The 17,307-nt window shown below is 41.2% G+C and carries 20 protein-coding genes and 1 pseudogene; 11 read left to right on the top strand and 10 right to left on the bottom strand.

From position 1 onward, the window contains the following. Window positions 1–44: 44 nt before the first annotated feature. Complete coding sequence (locus CAL6303_RS13730; protein WP_015198409.1) at window positions 45–377, bottom strand: DUF5615 family PIN-like protein; 333 nt, start codon at window positions 375–377, stop codon at window positions 45–47. Further along, window positions 374–604, bottom strand: coding sequence for a DUF433 domain-containing protein (locus tag CAL6303_RS13725; RefSeq protein ID WP_015198408.1), 231 nt, complete (start codon window positions 602–604; stop codon window positions 374–376). The genes CAL6303_RS13730 and CAL6303_RS13725 overlap by 4 nt, the downstream gene beginning before the upstream one ends. 343 nt (window positions 605–947) lie before the next feature. On the opposite strand from CAL6303_RS13725, the gene CAL6303_RS13720 reads away from it, so the two are divergent. From CAL6303_RS13720 to CAL6303_RS13675, 11 genes are all read left to right on the top strand, one after another. After that, a complete protein-coding gene (locus tag CAL6303_RS13720; protein WP_015198407.1) occupies window positions 948–1,820 on the top strand; it encodes a hypothetical protein in 873 nt (290 codons plus the stop codon). A gap of 252 nt (window positions 1,821–2,072) precedes the next feature. Beyond that, entirely contained in the window at window positions 2,073–2,651 is a 579-nt protein-coding gene (locus CAL6303_RS13715) for a PspC domain-containing protein (RefSeq protein ID WP_015198406.1), read from the top strand. A 61-nt stretch (window positions 2,652–2,712) separates the two neighbouring features. Continuing rightward, a complete protein-coding gene (locus tag CAL6303_RS29930) occupies window positions 2,713–2,913 on the top strand; it encodes a hypothetical protein (protein ID WP_144051052.1) in 201 nt (66 codons plus the stop codon). Window positions 2,914–2,982: 69 nt separating this feature from the next. Then, the gene (locus tag CAL6303_RS30340) at window positions 2,983–3,243 is read left to right on the top strand and encodes a hypothetical protein (RefSeq protein ID WP_015198404.1); all 261 of its coding nucleotides are present in this window, start codon (window positions 2,983–2,985) and stop codon (window positions 3,241–3,243) included. 171 nt (window positions 3,244–3,414) lie between these two features. Then, on the top strand, window positions 3,415–4,233 hold the full coding sequence (locus tag CAL6303_RS13710; protein ID WP_015198403.1) for a CPBP family intramembrane glutamic endopeptidase: 819 nt from the start codon (window positions 3,415–3,417) through the stop codon (window positions 4,231–4,233). Between the two features lie 131 nt (window positions 4,234–4,364). Then, the gene (locus tag CAL6303_RS13705) at window positions 4,365–4,796 is read left to right on the top strand and encodes a DUF1772 domain-containing protein (RefSeq protein WP_238178459.1); all 432 of its coding nucleotides are present in this window, start codon (window positions 4,365–4,367) and stop codon (window positions 4,794–4,796) included. A 103-nt stretch (window positions 4,797–4,899) separates the two neighbouring features. Further along, on the top strand, window positions 4,900–5,547 hold the full coding sequence (locus CAL6303_RS13700; RefSeq protein WP_015198401.1) for a DUF6064 family protein: 648 nt from the start codon (window positions 4,900–4,902) through the stop codon (window positions 5,545–5,547). 373 nt (window positions 5,548–5,920) lie between these two features. Continuing rightward, window positions 5,921–6,769: a DUF6920 family protein gene (locus CAL6303_RS13690; RefSeq protein WP_015198399.1), complete on the top strand. Its 849-nt coding sequence runs from the start codon at window positions 5,921–5,923 to the stop codon at window positions 6,767–6,769. A gap of 204 nt (window positions 6,770–6,973) precedes the next feature. Further along, window positions 6,974–7,873 (top strand): DUF3267 domain-containing protein, encoded by a 900-nt coding sequence (locus CAL6303_RS13685; protein WP_015198397.1) that lies wholly within the window; start codon window positions 6,974–6,976, stop codon window positions 7,871–7,873. A 21-nt stretch (window positions 7,874–7,894) separates the two neighbouring features. Next, the gene (locus CAL6303_RS13680; protein WP_015198396.1) at window positions 7,895–9,019 is read left to right on the top strand and encodes an ABC transporter permease; all 1,125 of its coding nucleotides are present in this window, start codon (window positions 7,895–7,897) and stop codon (window positions 9,017–9,019) included. 15 nt (window positions 9,020–9,034) lie between these two features. Then, window positions 9,035–10,330, top strand: coding sequence for an HlyD family secretion protein (locus CAL6303_RS13675; RefSeq protein ID WP_015198395.1), 1,296 nt, complete (start codon window positions 9,035–9,037; stop codon window positions 10,328–10,330). A gap of 328 nt (window positions 10,331–10,658) precedes the next feature. Here CAL6303_RS13675 and CAL6303_RS13665 read toward each other — a convergent pair whose 3' ends face one another. The 8 genes and pseudogenes from CAL6303_RS13665 to CAL6303_RS13630 form a co-directional block, all read right to left on the bottom strand. After that, the gene (locus CAL6303_RS13665) at window positions 10,659–10,874 is read right to left on the bottom strand and encodes a hypothetical protein (RefSeq protein ID WP_015198394.1); all 216 of its coding nucleotides are present in this window, start codon (window positions 10,872–10,874) and stop codon (window positions 10,659–10,661) included. Window positions 10,875–10,991: 117 nt separating this feature from the next. Then, a complete protein-coding gene (locus CAL6303_RS13660; RefSeq protein ID WP_015198393.1) occupies window positions 10,992–11,750 on the bottom strand; it encodes a hypothetical protein in 759 nt (252 codons plus the stop codon). A 30-nt stretch (window positions 11,751–11,780) separates the two neighbouring features. After that, window positions 11,781–11,993, bottom strand: a pseudogene (locus CAL6303_RS13655) (DUF3891 family protein); the annotation flags it as partial. Then, window positions 11,974–13,080: an iron-containing redox enzyme family protein gene (locus CAL6303_RS13650; protein WP_015198391.1), complete on the bottom strand. Its 1,107-nt coding sequence runs from the start codon at window positions 13,078–13,080 to the stop codon at window positions 11,974–11,976. The gene CAL6303_RS13650 and the pseudogene CAL6303_RS13655, both read right to left, overlap by 20 nt. Continuing rightward, window positions 13,070–14,587 (bottom strand): FAD-dependent oxidoreductase, encoded by a 1,518-nt coding sequence (locus tag CAL6303_RS13645; protein WP_015198390.1) that lies wholly within the window; start codon window positions 14,585–14,587, stop codon window positions 13,070–13,072. The genes CAL6303_RS13650 and CAL6303_RS13645 overlap by 11 nt, the downstream gene beginning before the upstream one ends. Before the next feature lie 644 nt (window positions 14,588–15,231). Beyond that, a complete protein-coding gene (locus CAL6303_RS13640; RefSeq protein ID WP_015198389.1) occupies window positions 15,232–16,053 on the bottom strand; it encodes a potassium channel family protein in 822 nt (273 codons plus the stop codon). Continuing rightward, a complete protein-coding gene (locus tag CAL6303_RS13635; RefSeq protein ID WP_015198388.1) occupies window positions 16,050–16,361 on the bottom strand; it encodes a chaperone modulator CbpM in 312 nt (103 codons plus the stop codon). The genes CAL6303_RS13640 and CAL6303_RS13635 overlap by 4 nt, the downstream gene beginning before the upstream one ends. Beyond that, window positions 16,358–17,302, bottom strand: a complete 945-nt coding sequence (locus tag CAL6303_RS13630; protein ID WP_015198387.1) for a DnaJ C-terminal domain-containing protein — start codon at window positions 17,300–17,302, stop codon at window positions 16,358–16,360. The genes CAL6303_RS13635 and CAL6303_RS13630 overlap by 4 nt, the downstream gene beginning before the upstream one ends. Between the last annotated feature and the right edge of the window lie 5 nt (window positions 17,303–17,307).

Here is a 17,307-nt window from a genome sequence, read left to right as displayed (position 1 = left end):
ATTTGCTTTACTAATAATTCTGTAAGTATGTCATCCTTTACTAATTATGAGAGGGCAAGCAATGATGAATTTTCATCTTCATAAAATAATTTGATCATGCTGAACTCCCTACGCAGTAAATTTTCAATTTGTAAGGTAGAACAGTTTCCAAGTCTAAGCCAGATGACTTTTGGGGGATTCCCAAACACTAAACTCAGATCGTGCATATCAGCATCTTTCGAGACGATCATCAAATCATTGTCTTTTGCATAATTCCAAACTATCGGGTCTATTGTTGCTTTCATACCTACATCCCTAACATGAAGCGAGCCTGGAAAAAGATCGCTCAAGCGGGTGGATAATTTAGGGGATAAGTTTTCATCAAACAGTAATTTCATGCTGATAAGGTCGAAATCATCAGCCGACGTTCACGGTCAGCCGCATAAGCAATACAAGCTTTTAAATCTTCTCGCGTTAGATCGGGAAAATCATCAAGAATTTCTGCTTCGGTCATCTCGGAAGCTAGGTATTCAAGCACCTCATAAACTGTAATTCGCAAGCCACGTACACAAGGCTTACCACCGCGTTTATTGGGTTCGATTGTGATGTAATTTCTGTAATTCATAGGTGGCTGTGCATTTTTGCCAATCTATCTGATCGTACCATGTATTTCTGTTCAAAACTCGATAATTATGGAATGGAACTGTTGGGATATTTTGGTTGGTTCAATCCCTGGGGTAGATTCAGGTAGAGCAAATTTCATTTATTATTAGCTCAGTTTTAGTGTTAGCGATGCCCTTGGCAACCACTTTGTGATATCGCCGATTTTTAAATATATCTAATTCCTAAATACTAATGCTGAATCGTCGTCGCTTTGCTGCTTTTGGGGATGGCTGAGTTTGCGGCGAATGCAACTATCCAATGAAGCGAATTCATCATGATTCTTGTAATTACTAAGGATAAAATCTATGAAATGGCAACAATTAATTCTGGCTTTTATCGCCAGCATCAGCTTAATATTTGCAGGTAATGCCCTAGCACAGACTGACATCAATATCAACAATACCAACCTGATTCGCTTTGGTGGTAGCGTCACCGTACCAGAGAATCAAGTTGTGGAAAATGCCTTGGCTTTTGGGGGGAGTGTGACAGTATTGCCTAATGCCAGAGTTTTGGATACTGCGATCGCATTTGGCGGGGATGTCATCCTGAGAAAAGGAGCGCGGGTTGAAGCTGATGCTTACTCCTTTGGCGGCAAAATCGTACAAGAAGAAGGTGCGATCGTTGGTGGTGAGCGTACTACATTCAGCGATAGACATGGGATGATGGATGGTTCCAATCGAGTCAGAATTAGCTTCTTCGCTCAGTATTTCTTCAATGCCATTTTTAGAATTAGTGCCGCCGTAGTCGCAGCTATTCTCGGACTGATTATTTTAAATACTAGCCCACAGTTTATACCAAATTTAGCGACAAAGTTGCGTCAACACCCCGGTTTAACTGCCCTATGGGGACTGGGGGGAATTGTCGGCATTATCTTTATGAGTGTGTTTCTAGCAATTACGCTTATTGGTATTCCCTTGATTCCACTACTAAGCCTGACTGCGATCGTTACTTCTCTAGTAGGATCATTAGCTGTGGCAGTTTTTGTTGGTCAAAGCCTAGTCAGTAATCGTAATTGGTCGTTACAGCAGCAGTTTTTGGTAGGTTTGGCAGTCGTGACTATTCTGACCCTCATTCCATTTTTCGGAGGGTTAATAGTTTTCCTAGTCAATATGTTCGGCTTGGGTGTCATCTTGCTGTGGAAACTTGGTAGAGAAAAACCTCAAATAGCGACTGAGTGAGGGCATTCTCCTGACTTTACTTGTGGCTACGGATCAGGAGATTGAGTTACAAATCCCATCTATCATTTGACCTTATTTAACGTGAGTTCGATGGATTTGGAATAACCCCTCTCCAAACCTCTCCCCGTGTCGGGGAGAGGCTTAAAACCCTTATTTTTTCACTCAATTCTCCACTTTTAGCCCCTTCCCTTGTAGGGAAGGGGTTGGGGTTAGGTTCCGTCGAACTCACCTTATTTAAGTTTAAGAAAATCTATGATTTACTTGCCTTTGATTTCAATCCTGTTGCTTATTGGACCAGCACTTGCAGCTATCTCCATGACGCGATCGCTTACCACCCGTGGACATTTATTTTTGTTGAGTATATGTATCCTCTACGGAATTTTTCCATTCCTAGTCACTTGGGGAGGGATGGGTTTAGCTGAACGCTTTGGTTGTTCAGCAGAAGCAGTTCGCTTTATTTGTCCGTCCTCATCTTGGCTTGGAGACGTGATTTCGGGAATGTTCATGGCTCACTGGCTGGCGATTTTCGCTATTCCATCAGCCATTTTCGGTGCGATCGGACTCCTGATTTCTTTGATTCTCAAGGTCAAGCGATCGCAGTCCAATACTCCCGTCATACCAAGGGCTATATTTTATCGCAGTCGTCATAAAGTTTTCGCAGGCATGTGTTATGCCCTTTCTCAGCTATGGAATTTACCAATCATGGGTGTCCGAATTGTTACCGTTATTTTAGCGATCGTCATCCCTGGATTTATTTTTCTCTACTTTTGGTGTTGGTTGGCATTCCCCATCGAACCGCGATCTCAACAACCTGTAGGAGAACAATCATGAGTCTACGCAAAGATCATCAAAATTCTCACCACCCAAAAACCACCTTTGCGGGACAGTTAGTTTGCCCCCATTGCCAAACGGCTTTTCCCATTACGTGGCGGCGATATTGGGCGGCACCGATGGGAGATTATCGCTGTCCCAAATGTCGGCAGATGTTCCATCCTATAACGATTTTACAACCGTGGGTATTGATCATCATCATTGTCGCCACGACGCTGGTTGGAATCGTTATTGCTTTGTTCGGCGCTTAAGTCTTTCTTAACATCTGGCTGGGCGCGTCTCTCATTGTTAACTGAAATTCAGTGTTGAAAAAAATTCTGCATTGGTACTTATGAAATATTTCAAAGCAATTTTCTTTTTCCTGATCACATGTTTCAAAGCAATTTTCTTTTTCCTGATCACATATGTCTTAGTTTCGGCATTTTCTGGACTGATCATCTTCGCTATTTTATCTGGCAAATTCATGATCTATGTGGGTTACAGTCCTGATTGGCGTACTTGGATAGGAAATATCTTGGGTATCTTGGCTGGCATCTATGCGGCGAAAGTAGCACTTGATCCAAAACCAAGGAAAAACAAAAATAGAGGGTAAGGAAGCTTTATCATGGGTCAAAAAAATTAAGTGAAATAAACTATTATGAATAACCTAAAACTTTCCGGTGTATTACTCTTTCTTGCTGGTTAATTTTACAGTTGAAAAAATTAGATTTTTGAAAATTACAGAGATAATATTTTTTACAAAGAGTTAAGGAGAAATAAAAATATGAAACAAAAGAAGCAATCACTTAAGCAAATCGGACTTTTTCTACTTTACACTTTTTCCATAACATGGTTATGCTGGCTAATTATCATCATTGGAAACAGATATTTTAATACTCTTTGGTATGGGGAGCCTTTATTTTGGATATTGGACGTAATTGGTAGTTTGGGTCCAGCTATTAGTTCTTATATTATTTATCGACAGTTCAATGAAGATTTTGGTGAAGAATCTTTTGTTAAGTATATCTTTGGCAAAAAAATAGATACAAAAGTGTGGCTGATATTTGGATTATTCTCACTCTGGCGTTTATTTATAATTTGGATCGCTTTTGGAATTAATAAGCCTATATCAATTCTATCTATAATTATTAATTTGCCGCTACTTATCCTTTTCGGTGGATTAGAGGAATTAGGCTGGCGGGGGATTTTGCAACCTAAATTAGAAAAGTTGGTTAATTATTTACCTTCTGTCCTTATTGTGGGAATTATATGGAGTATATGGCATTTGCCATTATGGTTTATCAAAGGGACAGTCCAAAGTTCATTTCCCTTTGGATTATATTTATTTTCAGGAATCATTTTAACGTCCAGCTTTACAACTATTTATAAATACACAAATAACTTATTTATCTGTGTATTAAGTCATGCCTGGTTTAATGGATGTATTGGGTTAGCTTTATATATAGGTAATAATGGAGCATTGCAGCTAAATTTAAATTGGAAAGTAATTGTTGTTTTTTCCATTGAGCTAATAGTATCAGTCATTTTAGGAATAGCATATAGTCGCAAAAAATCCCTTTTGTCTAGTTATGCCATCCGATAGTTACGCGGCATTTCATTACATCTCTAAAATAAGGTGTCGAGATGCATGTTATGGGGCAAAGCAAAATGACATTTCTACGAGCGTGGCGATTCATCACACTCATGCTAGCTTCGTTTAGTCTTAGTTTGTCTATGACACATTTGCTAGAACTGCCGCAACGAATGCAGTTTGATCAGCAACTTTGGGTTAGAGTCACGGTTTTTGAAAATGTTTATAAGTTGTTTGGCTCAGTTGGCGCAGCTTTTGAAATTACAGCAATTTTGACAGCAATTGTGTTGGTATTTCTTGTTCGCAAATGTGGTTCAACCTTCTACTGGACATTGATCGGAGCAATTTTCTTAGTGTTGGCATTTGTGAGTTGGATAATGTTTGTTGCGCCAATGAATGCTGAATTTGCCAAATGGTTGACGAATCCCATTCCAGCAGATTGGAGACAGTATCGGGATCAATGGGAGTATGCACACGCAATTAACGCCTTGATCAAAATTATTGGGCTAAGTTTGTTGGTGATCTCTGTGCTTGTAGAAACGCCGAAAAAGAGAGTGATCCATTCTGAACAATAATAAGGGTTGTTTATATCTGGTAGATGCCCACCTCAACAGTATTAGGAGTATTAGGCGGACTGCTGTGGAAGGGAAATTAGAAACAGTTAACTGCGAGGAAAACATGAGAAAGTTACTTAAAATCCCTTTGACCACCGAACAATTTTTTCAGGTTTTCGAGAAATACAATCAAACTATATTTCCGATGCAAGCTGTACTAATTTTAGTGGCGATCGCATCGGTTGTACTGGTAGTAAGTCGAAAACCATTTGCAAACAAAACCATTTCGGGCTTACTCGGTTTCCTCTGGCTATGGGCGGGTGTTGTTTACCATTTGACTTTTTTTACAGAAATCAGTCCACCCGCTTATCTTTTCGGCGCGTTGTTCGTTTTTCAAGGCTTGTTATTTTTATACGAAGGTGTAGTGAGAAATCGTTTGAGTTTTCGCACTAACCAAAAATTTTACGGCATTCTCGGCGCGATTTTTATTGTTTATGCCCTAGCAATTTATCCGTTAATCGGCTATGCGCTGGGGCGAATTTTTCCGACATCACCGACATTCGGCGTACCTTGTCCAACAACGATTTTTACATTTGGCTTGCTGCTCTGGACAGACAAGAAAATTCCGTTAAGTTTATTAATTATTCCAGTTTTATGGTCGATTGTCGGAACCTCAGCGGCTTTGAGTTTCGGGATTAAAGAAGATTTCGGATTGTTCGTCGCGGGAACGCTCGGAACGACTTATATCATTTGGCGCGATTTAACACCTTGAGAATAGAGAGGTAATATGGAAAGTAACACCAAATTGATACTAATTAAAGTCGTTCATACTTTGATATGGATTTTCTTCAATTTTGTGATTTTCTATATGCTTTATGCCGTGATAGCGAATAAACTCGATTTCTGGCTCTGGATTGGTTATGGATTTGTATTTTTAGAAGGGTTAATTTTACTAACTTTTAAATCCCACTGCCCACTAAATCTGCTTGCCCGAAAATACACAAATTCCACAAAGGACAATTTTGATATTTATCTTCCCAGTTGGGTGGCTAAGTATACGAAGTTAATCTATATAACTATTTTTGTAATCATTTTTATCATCACCATTTATCAAATTCTGAATCAACAAACATTAGGTAAGTATCATGTTAATTAAATGGATTGTAATTATTGGTGTTTTAATCGTAGTCTGTACTGGGCTTGCTGTTCTCTATGGTAGCGATCGCTGGCGGTCAGAAACCCATAGTTTACGTGCCAAGTTAACCAGTGGACGGCGGATAGTTCAGCCGAAAATCTATGATCCAAAGGAAATTGCAGATTTACCAGCACCAGTAAAGCGGTTCTTTCAGACGGTACTCAAGGACGGACAACCGATCGTGGCTGTAGTTAAACTCTCTCAGCAGGGACAGTTCAACATGAGCGAAACTGAGAACAAATGGAGTCCGTTTACTGCCACTCAACTTGTGACGACTCAACCTCTGGGTTTTGATTGGGATGCCCGTATCCAGATGGCTCCAGGAGTTAATGCATTTGTTCATGATACTTATCTCTTAGGAGAAGGCAGCTTACACGCATCATTACTCGGTCTTTTTACTGTTGCAAAAATACCTAGTACACCTGAAGCGAACCAAGGTGAATTATTGCGTTTCTTTGCTGAGGCTCTTTGGTATCCTACTGCTCTATTACCTAGCCAGGGAGTGCTATGGGAAGCAATTAATGATACCTCTGCTCGCGCTACTTTGACGGATGGTGCAACAACTGTCTCCGTTGTGTTTCAGTTTAATGCTGAAGGGACGATCGATACGTTTCGGACTGAGGCTCGTTATCGTGACAAGCTGACTGCGATGCCTTGGGGCGGACGATTCTGGGAATATTCGGTTTGTAATGGGATGCTGATTCCTTTACAGGGTGAGGTGGGATGGGAGTATCCAGAAGGCACTCGGCTTTATTTTAAAGGAAGAACTACAGAGATTCACTATGAGTTTGCGTCTTGATAGACTGCAATCAAAACAAACATCAAAATCAAAATACTGGAGGCAATTATGACCAAACAAATTTCTCTTAATATGCTATGGGATTCAGCGACATCCAAGGAGCGTGTGTTATTAAATTCAAATCAGAAAACCCTATCTGAGAAAATCTATGATATTCAGAACCTTCCTCTCAACATCTGAACAACTGCAATCAGGGTTCAAATTATGAATACGGCAACTCGTAATGAGCCAATTTATGTATTTCGTTTAACTCCAGCAATATTACTGATTTGGACTACTTTAAGTTTATTCCTGTTCATAATAACAGCATCTGGTGCCAGTTGGTATTACGCCATCATTCATAAACAAACAGCATCTTTCAGTATCAAAAGTGCTGAAGGTGGAGCTTGGCAAGGAATTATTGGCTTGGTGGTTTTGCTTGCTATTACTTTTGTCACCACTATTATTCATGAATTAGTGCATGGAATTGCATTTGCTACCTTTGGTGGTTCGCCACGTTATGGATTAAAAGTTAAATATTTCTTACCCCTTGCTTATGCCACTTCACCTGGTAACATTTTTCGCCGTAATGCTTTTATTATCATTAGTTTAGCCCCGTTGGTAGTTATTGATGTTGTGTGTTTGCTGATGATAGCAATTTTTCCCCAAGCACCTTGGTTAATTTGGGTAATTGCATTCAATACAAGCGGTGCAATTGGCGACATCTGGATAGCAGTACAATTACTACGTTGCCCAAAATCAATTCGAGTTGAAGATAGGGAAGAAAGCATAGCAATTTATGCACCTCTGAATGTGACTCGCCAAGAACTTCCTTTTGCTATAACTGGTAAAAATAGATTTAGCTCAAGTATAAAAAATGTGCTTAATATTGCTTTTATGACTTTTGCATTAGTGCTGATTTCTGGTTTTTTGCTAGTGCCAATACTGAAAATATTAGAAATTCCTTCATTTGTGATCGGCAATAATTATTTTTTGATTATACGTTGGGAGAATACTACAAAAGGATTTGGCTTTGAGTTTACCTTTTTATATTTTGTAATAGTTATTTTTATATTACTGTTACTAATTTCCTTCACTAATATGCTTAAACGACGACATTTCTAATAGTAATTGGAGTTAACACTGATGATAAATCGCCGTCTATTGGCTCTGTTAATCAAAGAAAGCACTGAACTATTGCGTAATCGCCAACTGGTTATTTTTCTCACAATCGCCCCGATTATTTCAATGGTGATTTTTGGCTATGTGATGAATTCCAATGTGACAAACTTACGGCTGAGTATTTTGGATCAAAATCAGGTGGCAATCAGCCGAGATTTTGTGGATGCGTTTACTGCAAATCATGTGTTTCTTGCGACTCGCCACACCAACAGTCAACAAACTCTCACTCAACAAGTTGAGCGGGGTGAAGTCGATGCTGGATTAATCATTCCACCTAGTTTTGATCGGGATTTGCTGCAAACTGGGAAATCAGAAGTTCAGGTTGTGGTAGATGGGATTAACGCCTACAGTTCGGGACTTGCAAAGGGCTATGTCAGCCAAATTACAACTCGATTTAACTTAGATTTACTCCAACGCTATCAACCTGTATCAACTGGGCTAGAAATCCCCGTTCAAACTGAAATGACGTTGCGCTACAATCCCGGAATGCTTGATAGTTGGTTCTTTGTTCCTGGTGTGCTGGGGGCAATTATTACCTTAAGTGCCATTCTGGCTGCGGCTGTGGAAGCGGTTCGAGAAAAGGATCAAGGAACACTAGAACAGTTGTTGATGACTCCAGTTGCATCAACTTATATTTTGATTTCTAAAATTGTACCGATATCTGCTTTACTCACAGGCACATTGCTGATTTGTTTCCTCGTTGCTCACTGGGTTTTTGCCTTACCTTTTCGCGGAAATTTATTTTTATTACTGCTATTTTCTATTATCTACATTCAGATTGGTGTTGCCATTGGACTGGCAATTTCCACATTTTCTGAGAACAAATTGCAAACAATTTTGATTGGGATATTTCTCAATATTCCCATTATTTTATTAGGCGGGGCGGTGACGGCGGTGAATAGTATGCCGCTTGTATTTCGCTGGATTGCCCAAATTAATCCGCTTTATCATTACTTGATCATTCTTCGCAGCATTCTTCTTAAAGGTGCAGGTTTGGAAGTTTGGGGTTTAAATGCGATCGCCATGATTGTATTTGCAGCCGTGACAGTTCTGGTGAGTGCAAATCGTTACCGTAGTCAATTAAGTTAACTCAGGGTGTATTTTATGTCACATACAGTTGATTCTTCAAAACCTATTACAATTCCTCAAAAATCTGTTACAACGGCTCAAAAGCCTGACGAGCCAAAAATTCCCACTCCGAAAAAACCCCGACGCTGGTTGTGGATTTTGGGCGGGACTGTGGCGATCGCATCTGTCGGCTTTGGAGTCTGGTATGGGTTTTTTCGTCCCCAACCTGCAAAGATGATTCAATTCAATGGACGGATTGAAGGCTATGAAACCGATGTCAGCACCAAGGGCATTGGTCGGGTGGAAGAAGTTACTGTGCGAGAAGGAGATACAGTCAAAAAAGGACAATTATTAGTGCGTCTTAGTGATGAAGAACTACAATCTGAACTGAGCGCAGCTACAGCCCAGGTAAATGCGGCAAAACAACGAGAAGCTTACGCCCGGTTACAAATCTCTATTCTCGCAGATCAACTCGCAGATGCTAATCTGAATTTACAGCAATCCCAGGGTGACACCCAAGGTAAAGTTGCGGAAGCTAACGCCCTTGTCTCAACTGCAAAGGCTGTTGTGAAACAAGAACAAGCACGAGTCCTCGAAGCACGGGCATTAGTTGAACAGGCGCGGGTAGATCGTGATCGCTATGCCCATCTGGCGATTGAAGGAGCTGAAACCAAACAACGCTATGAAGTGGCGCGAACCGTTTACAATACTGCCAAAGCCGCTCTGCAAAGCCGTTTAGCTGCCGTGGAAGCCGCACAAACAGCCGTTAATATTGCTCAGGGAAAATTGACGCAAGCACAAACCACAACCCTGAATCCAGGGCGACAACAAACTAATGTCAGTCGATTTCAGACACAAGCACAACAGGCACGCAACACAATAGCAGCCGCCCAAGCTGATGTAAAAACTGCCCAAGCAAATCAACAATTGATTCAAAGTCGCTTGAACAATCTGACGGTGAAAAGCCCGATTGATGGCGTTGTTACGACACGCAGCGTTGAACCTGGTACAGTGGTTTTACCATCGCGCCCCTTGCTGAGAGTTGTAGATTTGAGTCAAGTTTATCTGCGGGGGTTTATTCCTGGTGGGCAAATTGCTCAAGTTCGCGTCGGACAACTTGCCAATGTTTATTTAGATAACGATCCCAAACACCAAAAATCTTTTAAAGCAACCGTTACCGCTATAGATTCTAAAGCCTCCTTTACCCCAGAGAACGTTTATTTTCAGAGCGATCGCGTGCAACAGGTATTTGGTGTAAAACTGAACTTAGAACAACGAGAAAGACTAGCAAAACCAGGAATGCCTGCGGATGGAGAAATTCCCTTGCATTAGGCATCCAGCCCAGTCAAGGTGGTTCCGCTTCAGTCTTATTACCTAACGCGACTCGGCAAAGTGCTGTCGAGTCTTGGCAGCGATTTGATGATCCGTCATCTTGTCAACTGTTTCAATGCCTACGACGCGCTTACCGAGGTTATTTTTTTCAAGACGTTCTTTGAGTTCGTCCTTTGCCTCACCCGGTCTCAATATCAGAATAGACTCTGCATCATGAATATATGCAATCACTGCATCATAGTAAATATTGAGTTGTCCTCTAAAATTTCTCTGGAGGCTATCATCTGCGGGTACTTGATGTTGTCTGTCAGCAGCTATAGGAGAGGTTTTATACCTGAGCAGTTGGGATTAACATCCACCCTGCTTGCCTCAAATTTTGGCAGGTGCTAAATCCCTTAGACCCATCGGCAATGGGATAATCAGGAACCTGATACTGGGGACACGCCGTATAGGGTAGCCAAGGATCGAAAGAACGCTCTCTTAAATGTAAAATTAGTTGCCCCTCATTACCTGAACTAGATAGCCAGCACATTTGACCAGACATTGGCGACTCCTTGTTGATTAAACATTGATTAGAAATTGCAAGGTTGATAGAATTCTTTCAAATTGGCGGGACTGTGCCAAAAGAGATTTTTTACGCGAGGAAAAGATTAAAAAGGTTTCACAAAGCGGTCATTATTTTAATCAATTCCGCAGATATATCTACTTTAAGGTTATGCTGTTTTTTGAAGAGAACACCTGCCAAAATATACATATTTTGGGAATAGAAAGCTTTGCGATGCTCACGTAGTTCTATCATTCTCTGTTTGACCTTGGGTTGGCTGCTGTAATATCCAAAGCTCATGGGTGAAGCGATAAAATCCTCCACATGATAACCCTGGGTGATGGCATATTCAATAGTTCCTACGGGATCGGAGTAAGCAGAAATCATCAACATTGCACTTTGACAATCCAGAGAAAGGAGTTGCTTAGTTATAGAAGATCCATCTATTCCACCATGCAAAGCGGGAATATATAGATCGTTGTTAATTGCTGGCAGATAAGGAGGATTAGAAATCAAATAGTTTTCTTCAGATTGCCAATCTTTATTGAAAAAGCAAGAATTATGAACAACATATTTATGACTAAGGTTATAGCGTTCAATCCGATATTGTGCTAACTCACAAGCTTGAGAATTTAATTCATAGCCATTAATCAAGCCATTAAATTGACACTTTAATAAAGTATTGATGACTGGACTACCATCTCCTGCGCCAAATTCGACAATGGAAGTGAAATCTTCACAGACATTCAAAACCATTCTTTCTATACATTGGGAATAAAACTGTGATTCTTCAGGACAGAAGAATATCTCTTGAGGCACATAACCCGCTAGATCGGTTTTAACTATCTTTTTTGAGTTTAATAAAGACTTACTCATTTAAACCTCTTTGATTGTGACTAAATGTCTTAAGGTAAAATCCAGGGGAGCGCCACTTTCGGTTAAATTATTACCTTTCCACTCTTTTTCTAGATCATCATGATGGGAGATTGCCGCAATGGTTTTGTAAAAACGAACAGGAAAATCAGCCCGCCGCCAATGACCACCCAGTTGAGCAGCTAGTAAAGCATGGGCGCGATGATAGATTACATCCCATCCGTCTTTAGTCAGATTTACGATCATAGATTTTCTCTAATGAAGAACTGGAATGTTGAATTAGAGCCATAACTGCGGCTGCGGCGCGATCGCCTATTAGCTTCTCTTGGTCATAGCCTAGTATTAATTCCCAAGCATCATTTGGATATTTATCAGCTAAAGGTAAAGCAACATCTGTTAGCATCCACTGCCCATGTCGTTCATCTTCACGAATGTGCAACTCCCAATAGCCCATAGCTGCATCTGAAAGCTGCAATCTTTTTGCTGCTAATCTATAGTCGGTATAAATTGTAGGTCCCGCTATCTCAAAATATGTGAGTCCACCGTTATAGCGGAGAAAATGCCGTTTTCGCTCTGTTAGTAAGAAGTTGTGATTGATACTTGCGAGAACTTGCCAAGGTACAAGATCAAAATAAGCTTCTGGTTCAGTTTTTAGACCTAATTCAGCCATCATTTGGGCAAAAAAAGTAGAGTGCTTGCGTGATAGACGACCGTTACCATACTCTTCTAGCAGTACGCGAAACAAAGTTGTCTGAATTTCGTTACTTACACCTCCCAAAATCCGCGAAAGACGACTGGCTTCTACCAGTCCATCCAAGGACGCGATCGCTAATAGCAACCGATAGCCCTCTAAACTCAGTTCTTCTTGGAGATAACGTTTTGCTGCTGTTAAAGGGGGATTTAAGTCTAAATCTGCTCTTTCTTGCAGTGCTTGTTTAACGTTTAAGGATTGTATTTCTTCAACATCTAATTGGGTCAATTCCCATGCTTGCCAAGCTGACTCAATGCGATCGCGTACTCCTGCTAAATAAGTAGAACGCTCATTTGTATAGGACTCTAAAGCGTCATACCAAAATAGATTGAGTCGATTGATTCGATAAAGCACCCGTTGTAAAAACCAGTTTGCTAACTCAGCTTTTGAGTTTTCGGTGAATGCCTCTGTTAATGCTAAAGAGAGAGATTCTTCAAAATCTGTAATTAGGTTAGGTTGTCTTTTTACCTGTTCATCTAAATTTTCCAGCTTTAGAAGCCGATTAAATTGTTGCTCTGCCTCTTCATAACTAGATATCCAGGCAATTGGCAATTGGCTATCTACGCTTACCTTAGTCAACATTTGGCATCTCCAAATCTTTAACAGCTGGTCCCTGAATTATCTTGCCATCACAGCTAAACCGAGAACCATGACAAGCACAATCCCAACTCTTTTCGGCATTGTTCCAACTGACAATACAACCTAGGTGTGTACACACCGCAGAAACAGCATGAATAGTTCCTTGCTCATCTCGGTAAGTGGCAACCTTTTCCTTATCAATAGTTAGTAATTTACCTTCACCCTTAGCAACCTCAGCAAAAGAATTAGACTGAAGACCTTTGAAGCGGTCGCTAACCCAGCGAGTTGCCACATCAATTCCTTGTTTGACCGATTGTGGTGTCAAAAATGGAGTTGCACGGGTCGCATCATATAATTCTGCGTAGAAATTTTCTTTTCCTAGAATTAAGTCCGAAAGTAACATTCCCGACATTGTTCCCTTAGACATTCCCCAGAGACTAAATCCGGTGGCAACATAAATGTGGTGATTGAAAGGAGTAAGTTTACCAATGTAAGGCAGCTTATCAAAGGACACCATATCTTGGTTTGACCAACGATATTCAAAGGTTTCAATGCCGAAGCGATCGCGTGCATAATCTTCTAGCTTTTGGTAACACTCTTCGGTATTCGTAACTGTCCCAACCTTGTGTCCTTCACCACCAACCAGCAAAAGTAAACCTCCATCGTAGGGAGTTGTACGAATGGAATGGGAAGCCTCACCACTGCCGATATACATCCCTTGGGGTGCTTTCGCCGGATCGATACGAGCGCCAACGATGTAAGACCGTTCAGGGTAGGTTTTAGCGAAGAAGAGTCCTTGATCTAAAATCGGTAAATTAGTTGCTACAATTACATCTTGGGCATTGATGCTTCCTCGATCGGTAACAACTTGACAGAGATTATCTTCTTCAACCTTTTCAACTCGTGTATTCTCAAACAAATGGCTGCCATTCCCAGGAATATTTTTGGCGAGATGTAGAAGATATTTGCGAACATGAAACTGAGCCTGGTTATCTAATTTGATGGCTCCAGTAATCTTAAATGGTAGTGATGTTTCTTGAACAAAGGCGGCGGGAAGTCCGAGTTTCAGAGCAGCTTTCACTTCATCTGTGATTTTATCTAGCTCGTCATCTGGCTCTGCAAATGTATAGGAACTTTGACGGCTAAAATCACAATCAATTTGCTCTTCTTCGACAAATGCGGCAACGCGTTCAATCCCTGCTAGATTTGATTCCGCGTAAAGCCGTGCTTTTTCCTCACCGATTTGTTTAATTAAATCAGCATAGATCAGTTGATGTAATACAGTGAGTTTGGCAGTGGTATGACCAGTTACTCCTGTCACAATTTGCTTGGACTCAATTACAGCAACTGTCTTTCCCGCTCGTTTTAGCAGCGTCGCAGCGGTTAGTCCAACAATGCCACCTCCAACAATGGCAACATCTACCGAAATACTATTTTCAAGCGAAGGATATGTTGTTTTAGGAGTTGAATCAATCCAAAATGAAATTGGTTTGCCAGTTAAAGAATTCATACCATTCAGCTATTTTCTTTTTACTACTGTAGATTAGAATTAAAGTATTCAAATCTCATCTATAGCTAGAAACAGTTTTGATTAGAATATTATCTATAATTGGACAGACGCGAGTGAATTATAAACAGTGAAGTGATTTGCGTCAAAGAGACCTCGTTGTTTCACGGCGAACTACAAACCCCGCTTTTTTGAGGGCGATGATGATGCCCTCTTTTCGGTTTGGCTCCACCCCGGCAAAGACATTTGTATGTTGTACTCGATGCATCAAGCGGTATTCAAATAGGCATAAAGTAAAATTTGGGCTTTCAAATGCAAAATTTTTTTTGATGCTGTTAAGTGTTCGGGAAAAAAATACGGTAATAGGACTTACGCATTAACAGAAAAATCAAAATAGGGGGTATGGTTTTCAGCGCTTAAAGCTTATTTTTCTGTTCCCCATCAAGCGATAGAAACCAAGAAAGGGTAATTTATAAAAGGAACCGAACAACGTATTAACCGTTATACACAACATAGCCCTTTTGTACAGTGCGTAAGTCCTAGGTAAGATTCGCTGTCTACCAGAATTCTGAAACCCAGCCACATCAGACCAAACAAAACTGAACTTATTGAAATAGTTCGTAATGACGCTCTCTACGCCGAGCAAGTTATTGATCTAAATCTCGTCGTATTAAAGCTTGAATCTCAGTTCGCAGTGCGGTAATTTCTGCTTGCATTGCTTGAAGTGATTTTGCACTTGCTAGTTCTGCTTGATTATTCTCAGTATCTTGACCCACAAATAATGTTGCCAGGGTTGCAGTCACATAACCACTTGTAGCAAACGCATACAGTGCCAGGAAAAAGCATAGTACTCGACCTTCTGCCGTTTTCGGAAAGTAATCAGAACCGATGGTGGTCATTACCATTGCCGTCCACCACAGCGCAGTACCATAGTTGATGATAGTGCCATTAGGAAGTTCGCGCTCAAACGCATAAATTCCAGCTGCACCAATTAGGGTGACAATCACGGTTAATCCCGCCACATAGCCAAATCCTCGTCTACCAATACTGGCTGCTAAAACTCGCATTCCTTTGTTGGTTCGTGTCATCACTCGCAACAACTTTAACCCTCGAACCCCATGAACTGATTGCAAAGACTGTATTAATGGCACAATCCGAAAGATTCGCAGCGCTGGAATCAACAGCGAAAAAGCGGTCAACCAGTTATATCTGAGGTAGGACATTCTGTGAGGAGCAAGGAGAAATTTGATACCAAAATCTATGATAAAGGCGAGCCAAATTACGGTAGCGATCACTTCTAGCAGAGGATTCAGTCCCCAAACTAGCTCAACGATAAATAGCCCTAACCAAGCAAAGCCAAGCACCAGCATGGGGGTTTCTAGCCAATTGTCCCACTGTTGCAGCACCTCACTACGCTCTTGTTGGCATAGCCTCTCAGTATGAGACTTTAAGGGTGGCTTTGACCTCATAAAGGCTTTTCTTGATGAGACTGATACATTTTGACCATTGCCCGTAATTGGGCGATTTCTGTCGCCATATCTAGCACCATTGCGGCTCCAACTAAGTTTAGTCCTAAGTCTCGACGCAACCGTTGAATCTGAGCAATTCGCGCGATCGCATGGGAATGCAACATACTGCCAATTGGTTCGATTATGCCTAACTCAACATAAACCTGTAAAACTGTAATTGAAGTCTCAGTAACCAATGCGGCATATTCAAAGCTGTAAAGTTGCTCACCATCGAGGGAAACCACGGTTTTTGAAAGGCTGAAGGTCATAACTTAATCTCCTCTAACTGGACACGGGGGTTAAAGCTGGTATTTGCCTTGATTTTTTCGTAGTATTCTTCCTCAATTGGACTCAGGTCTTGCGGTGTGACAATTTGAAGTTTGGCAAATAAGTCACCTCGTCCCCCTTTTGGCAATGTCCAACCTTTACCGCGCAGTCTCAGCGATTGCCCCGAACGCACCCCTTTGGGAATTTTCATCGTCACGCTGCCATCGGGGGTTGGTACTTTGATTTCTGCCCCTAAAACTGCTTCATCAGGTCGAATTGGAATGTCACAAACCAGATTATCGTCCTCAAATCGAAAGAAGGAATGTGGTAACACTTCGATAGTTAGATATAAATCGCCATGCTGTTGAGAGAATGGACTCGGACGACCTTTACCTTTGATGCGAATTCGGCTTCCTGATTTTGCCCCTGGGGGAATACGAACATTGATGGTTTCGTTATCCAGTTGTAGACGCTTCTGGACACCGTGGAATGCCTCAGAAAACGTGAGTGCGATCGCAGCTTCCGTATCCGGTGCAGGAGCTTGAGAACGAAATCCATCATTAAAATTATCAAAGCCACCAGTGGAAGTTGTACGTCTCGATCGACCTAGCAGATCGTTGATAAAGGAATCAAAGTCTCCATATTGATCGAAGTTGCTCGTCGCAGTATTATTTCTGCTAGGTGGTGGTGCTTCAGTGTAACCAGGATGATTCCAGTGCTGACCAAACTGGTCATACTTTTGCCGCTTTTCTGGATCAGAAAGCACCTCATTTGCCTCATTGAGGTCTTTGAACTTTGCCTCTGCGTCTTTGTCTCCAGGATTGAGGTCAGGGTGATATTTGCGGGCAAGCTTACGGTAATCTCGTTTAATTTCTTCAGGGGTTGCAGTTTTGCTCACTCCCAGAATGGTGTAATAGTCTTTAAAATCCGTTGCAGTAGGCATGATTG

The organism is Calothrix sp. PCC 6303, assembly GCF_000317435.1.
Lineage (GTDB): Bacteria > Cyanobacteriota > Cyanobacteriia > Cyanobacteriales > Nostocaceae > PCC-6303.
Note: the sequence above shows the minus strand (reverse complement) of the source record. Positions and strands in the feature narration are given on the sequence as shown.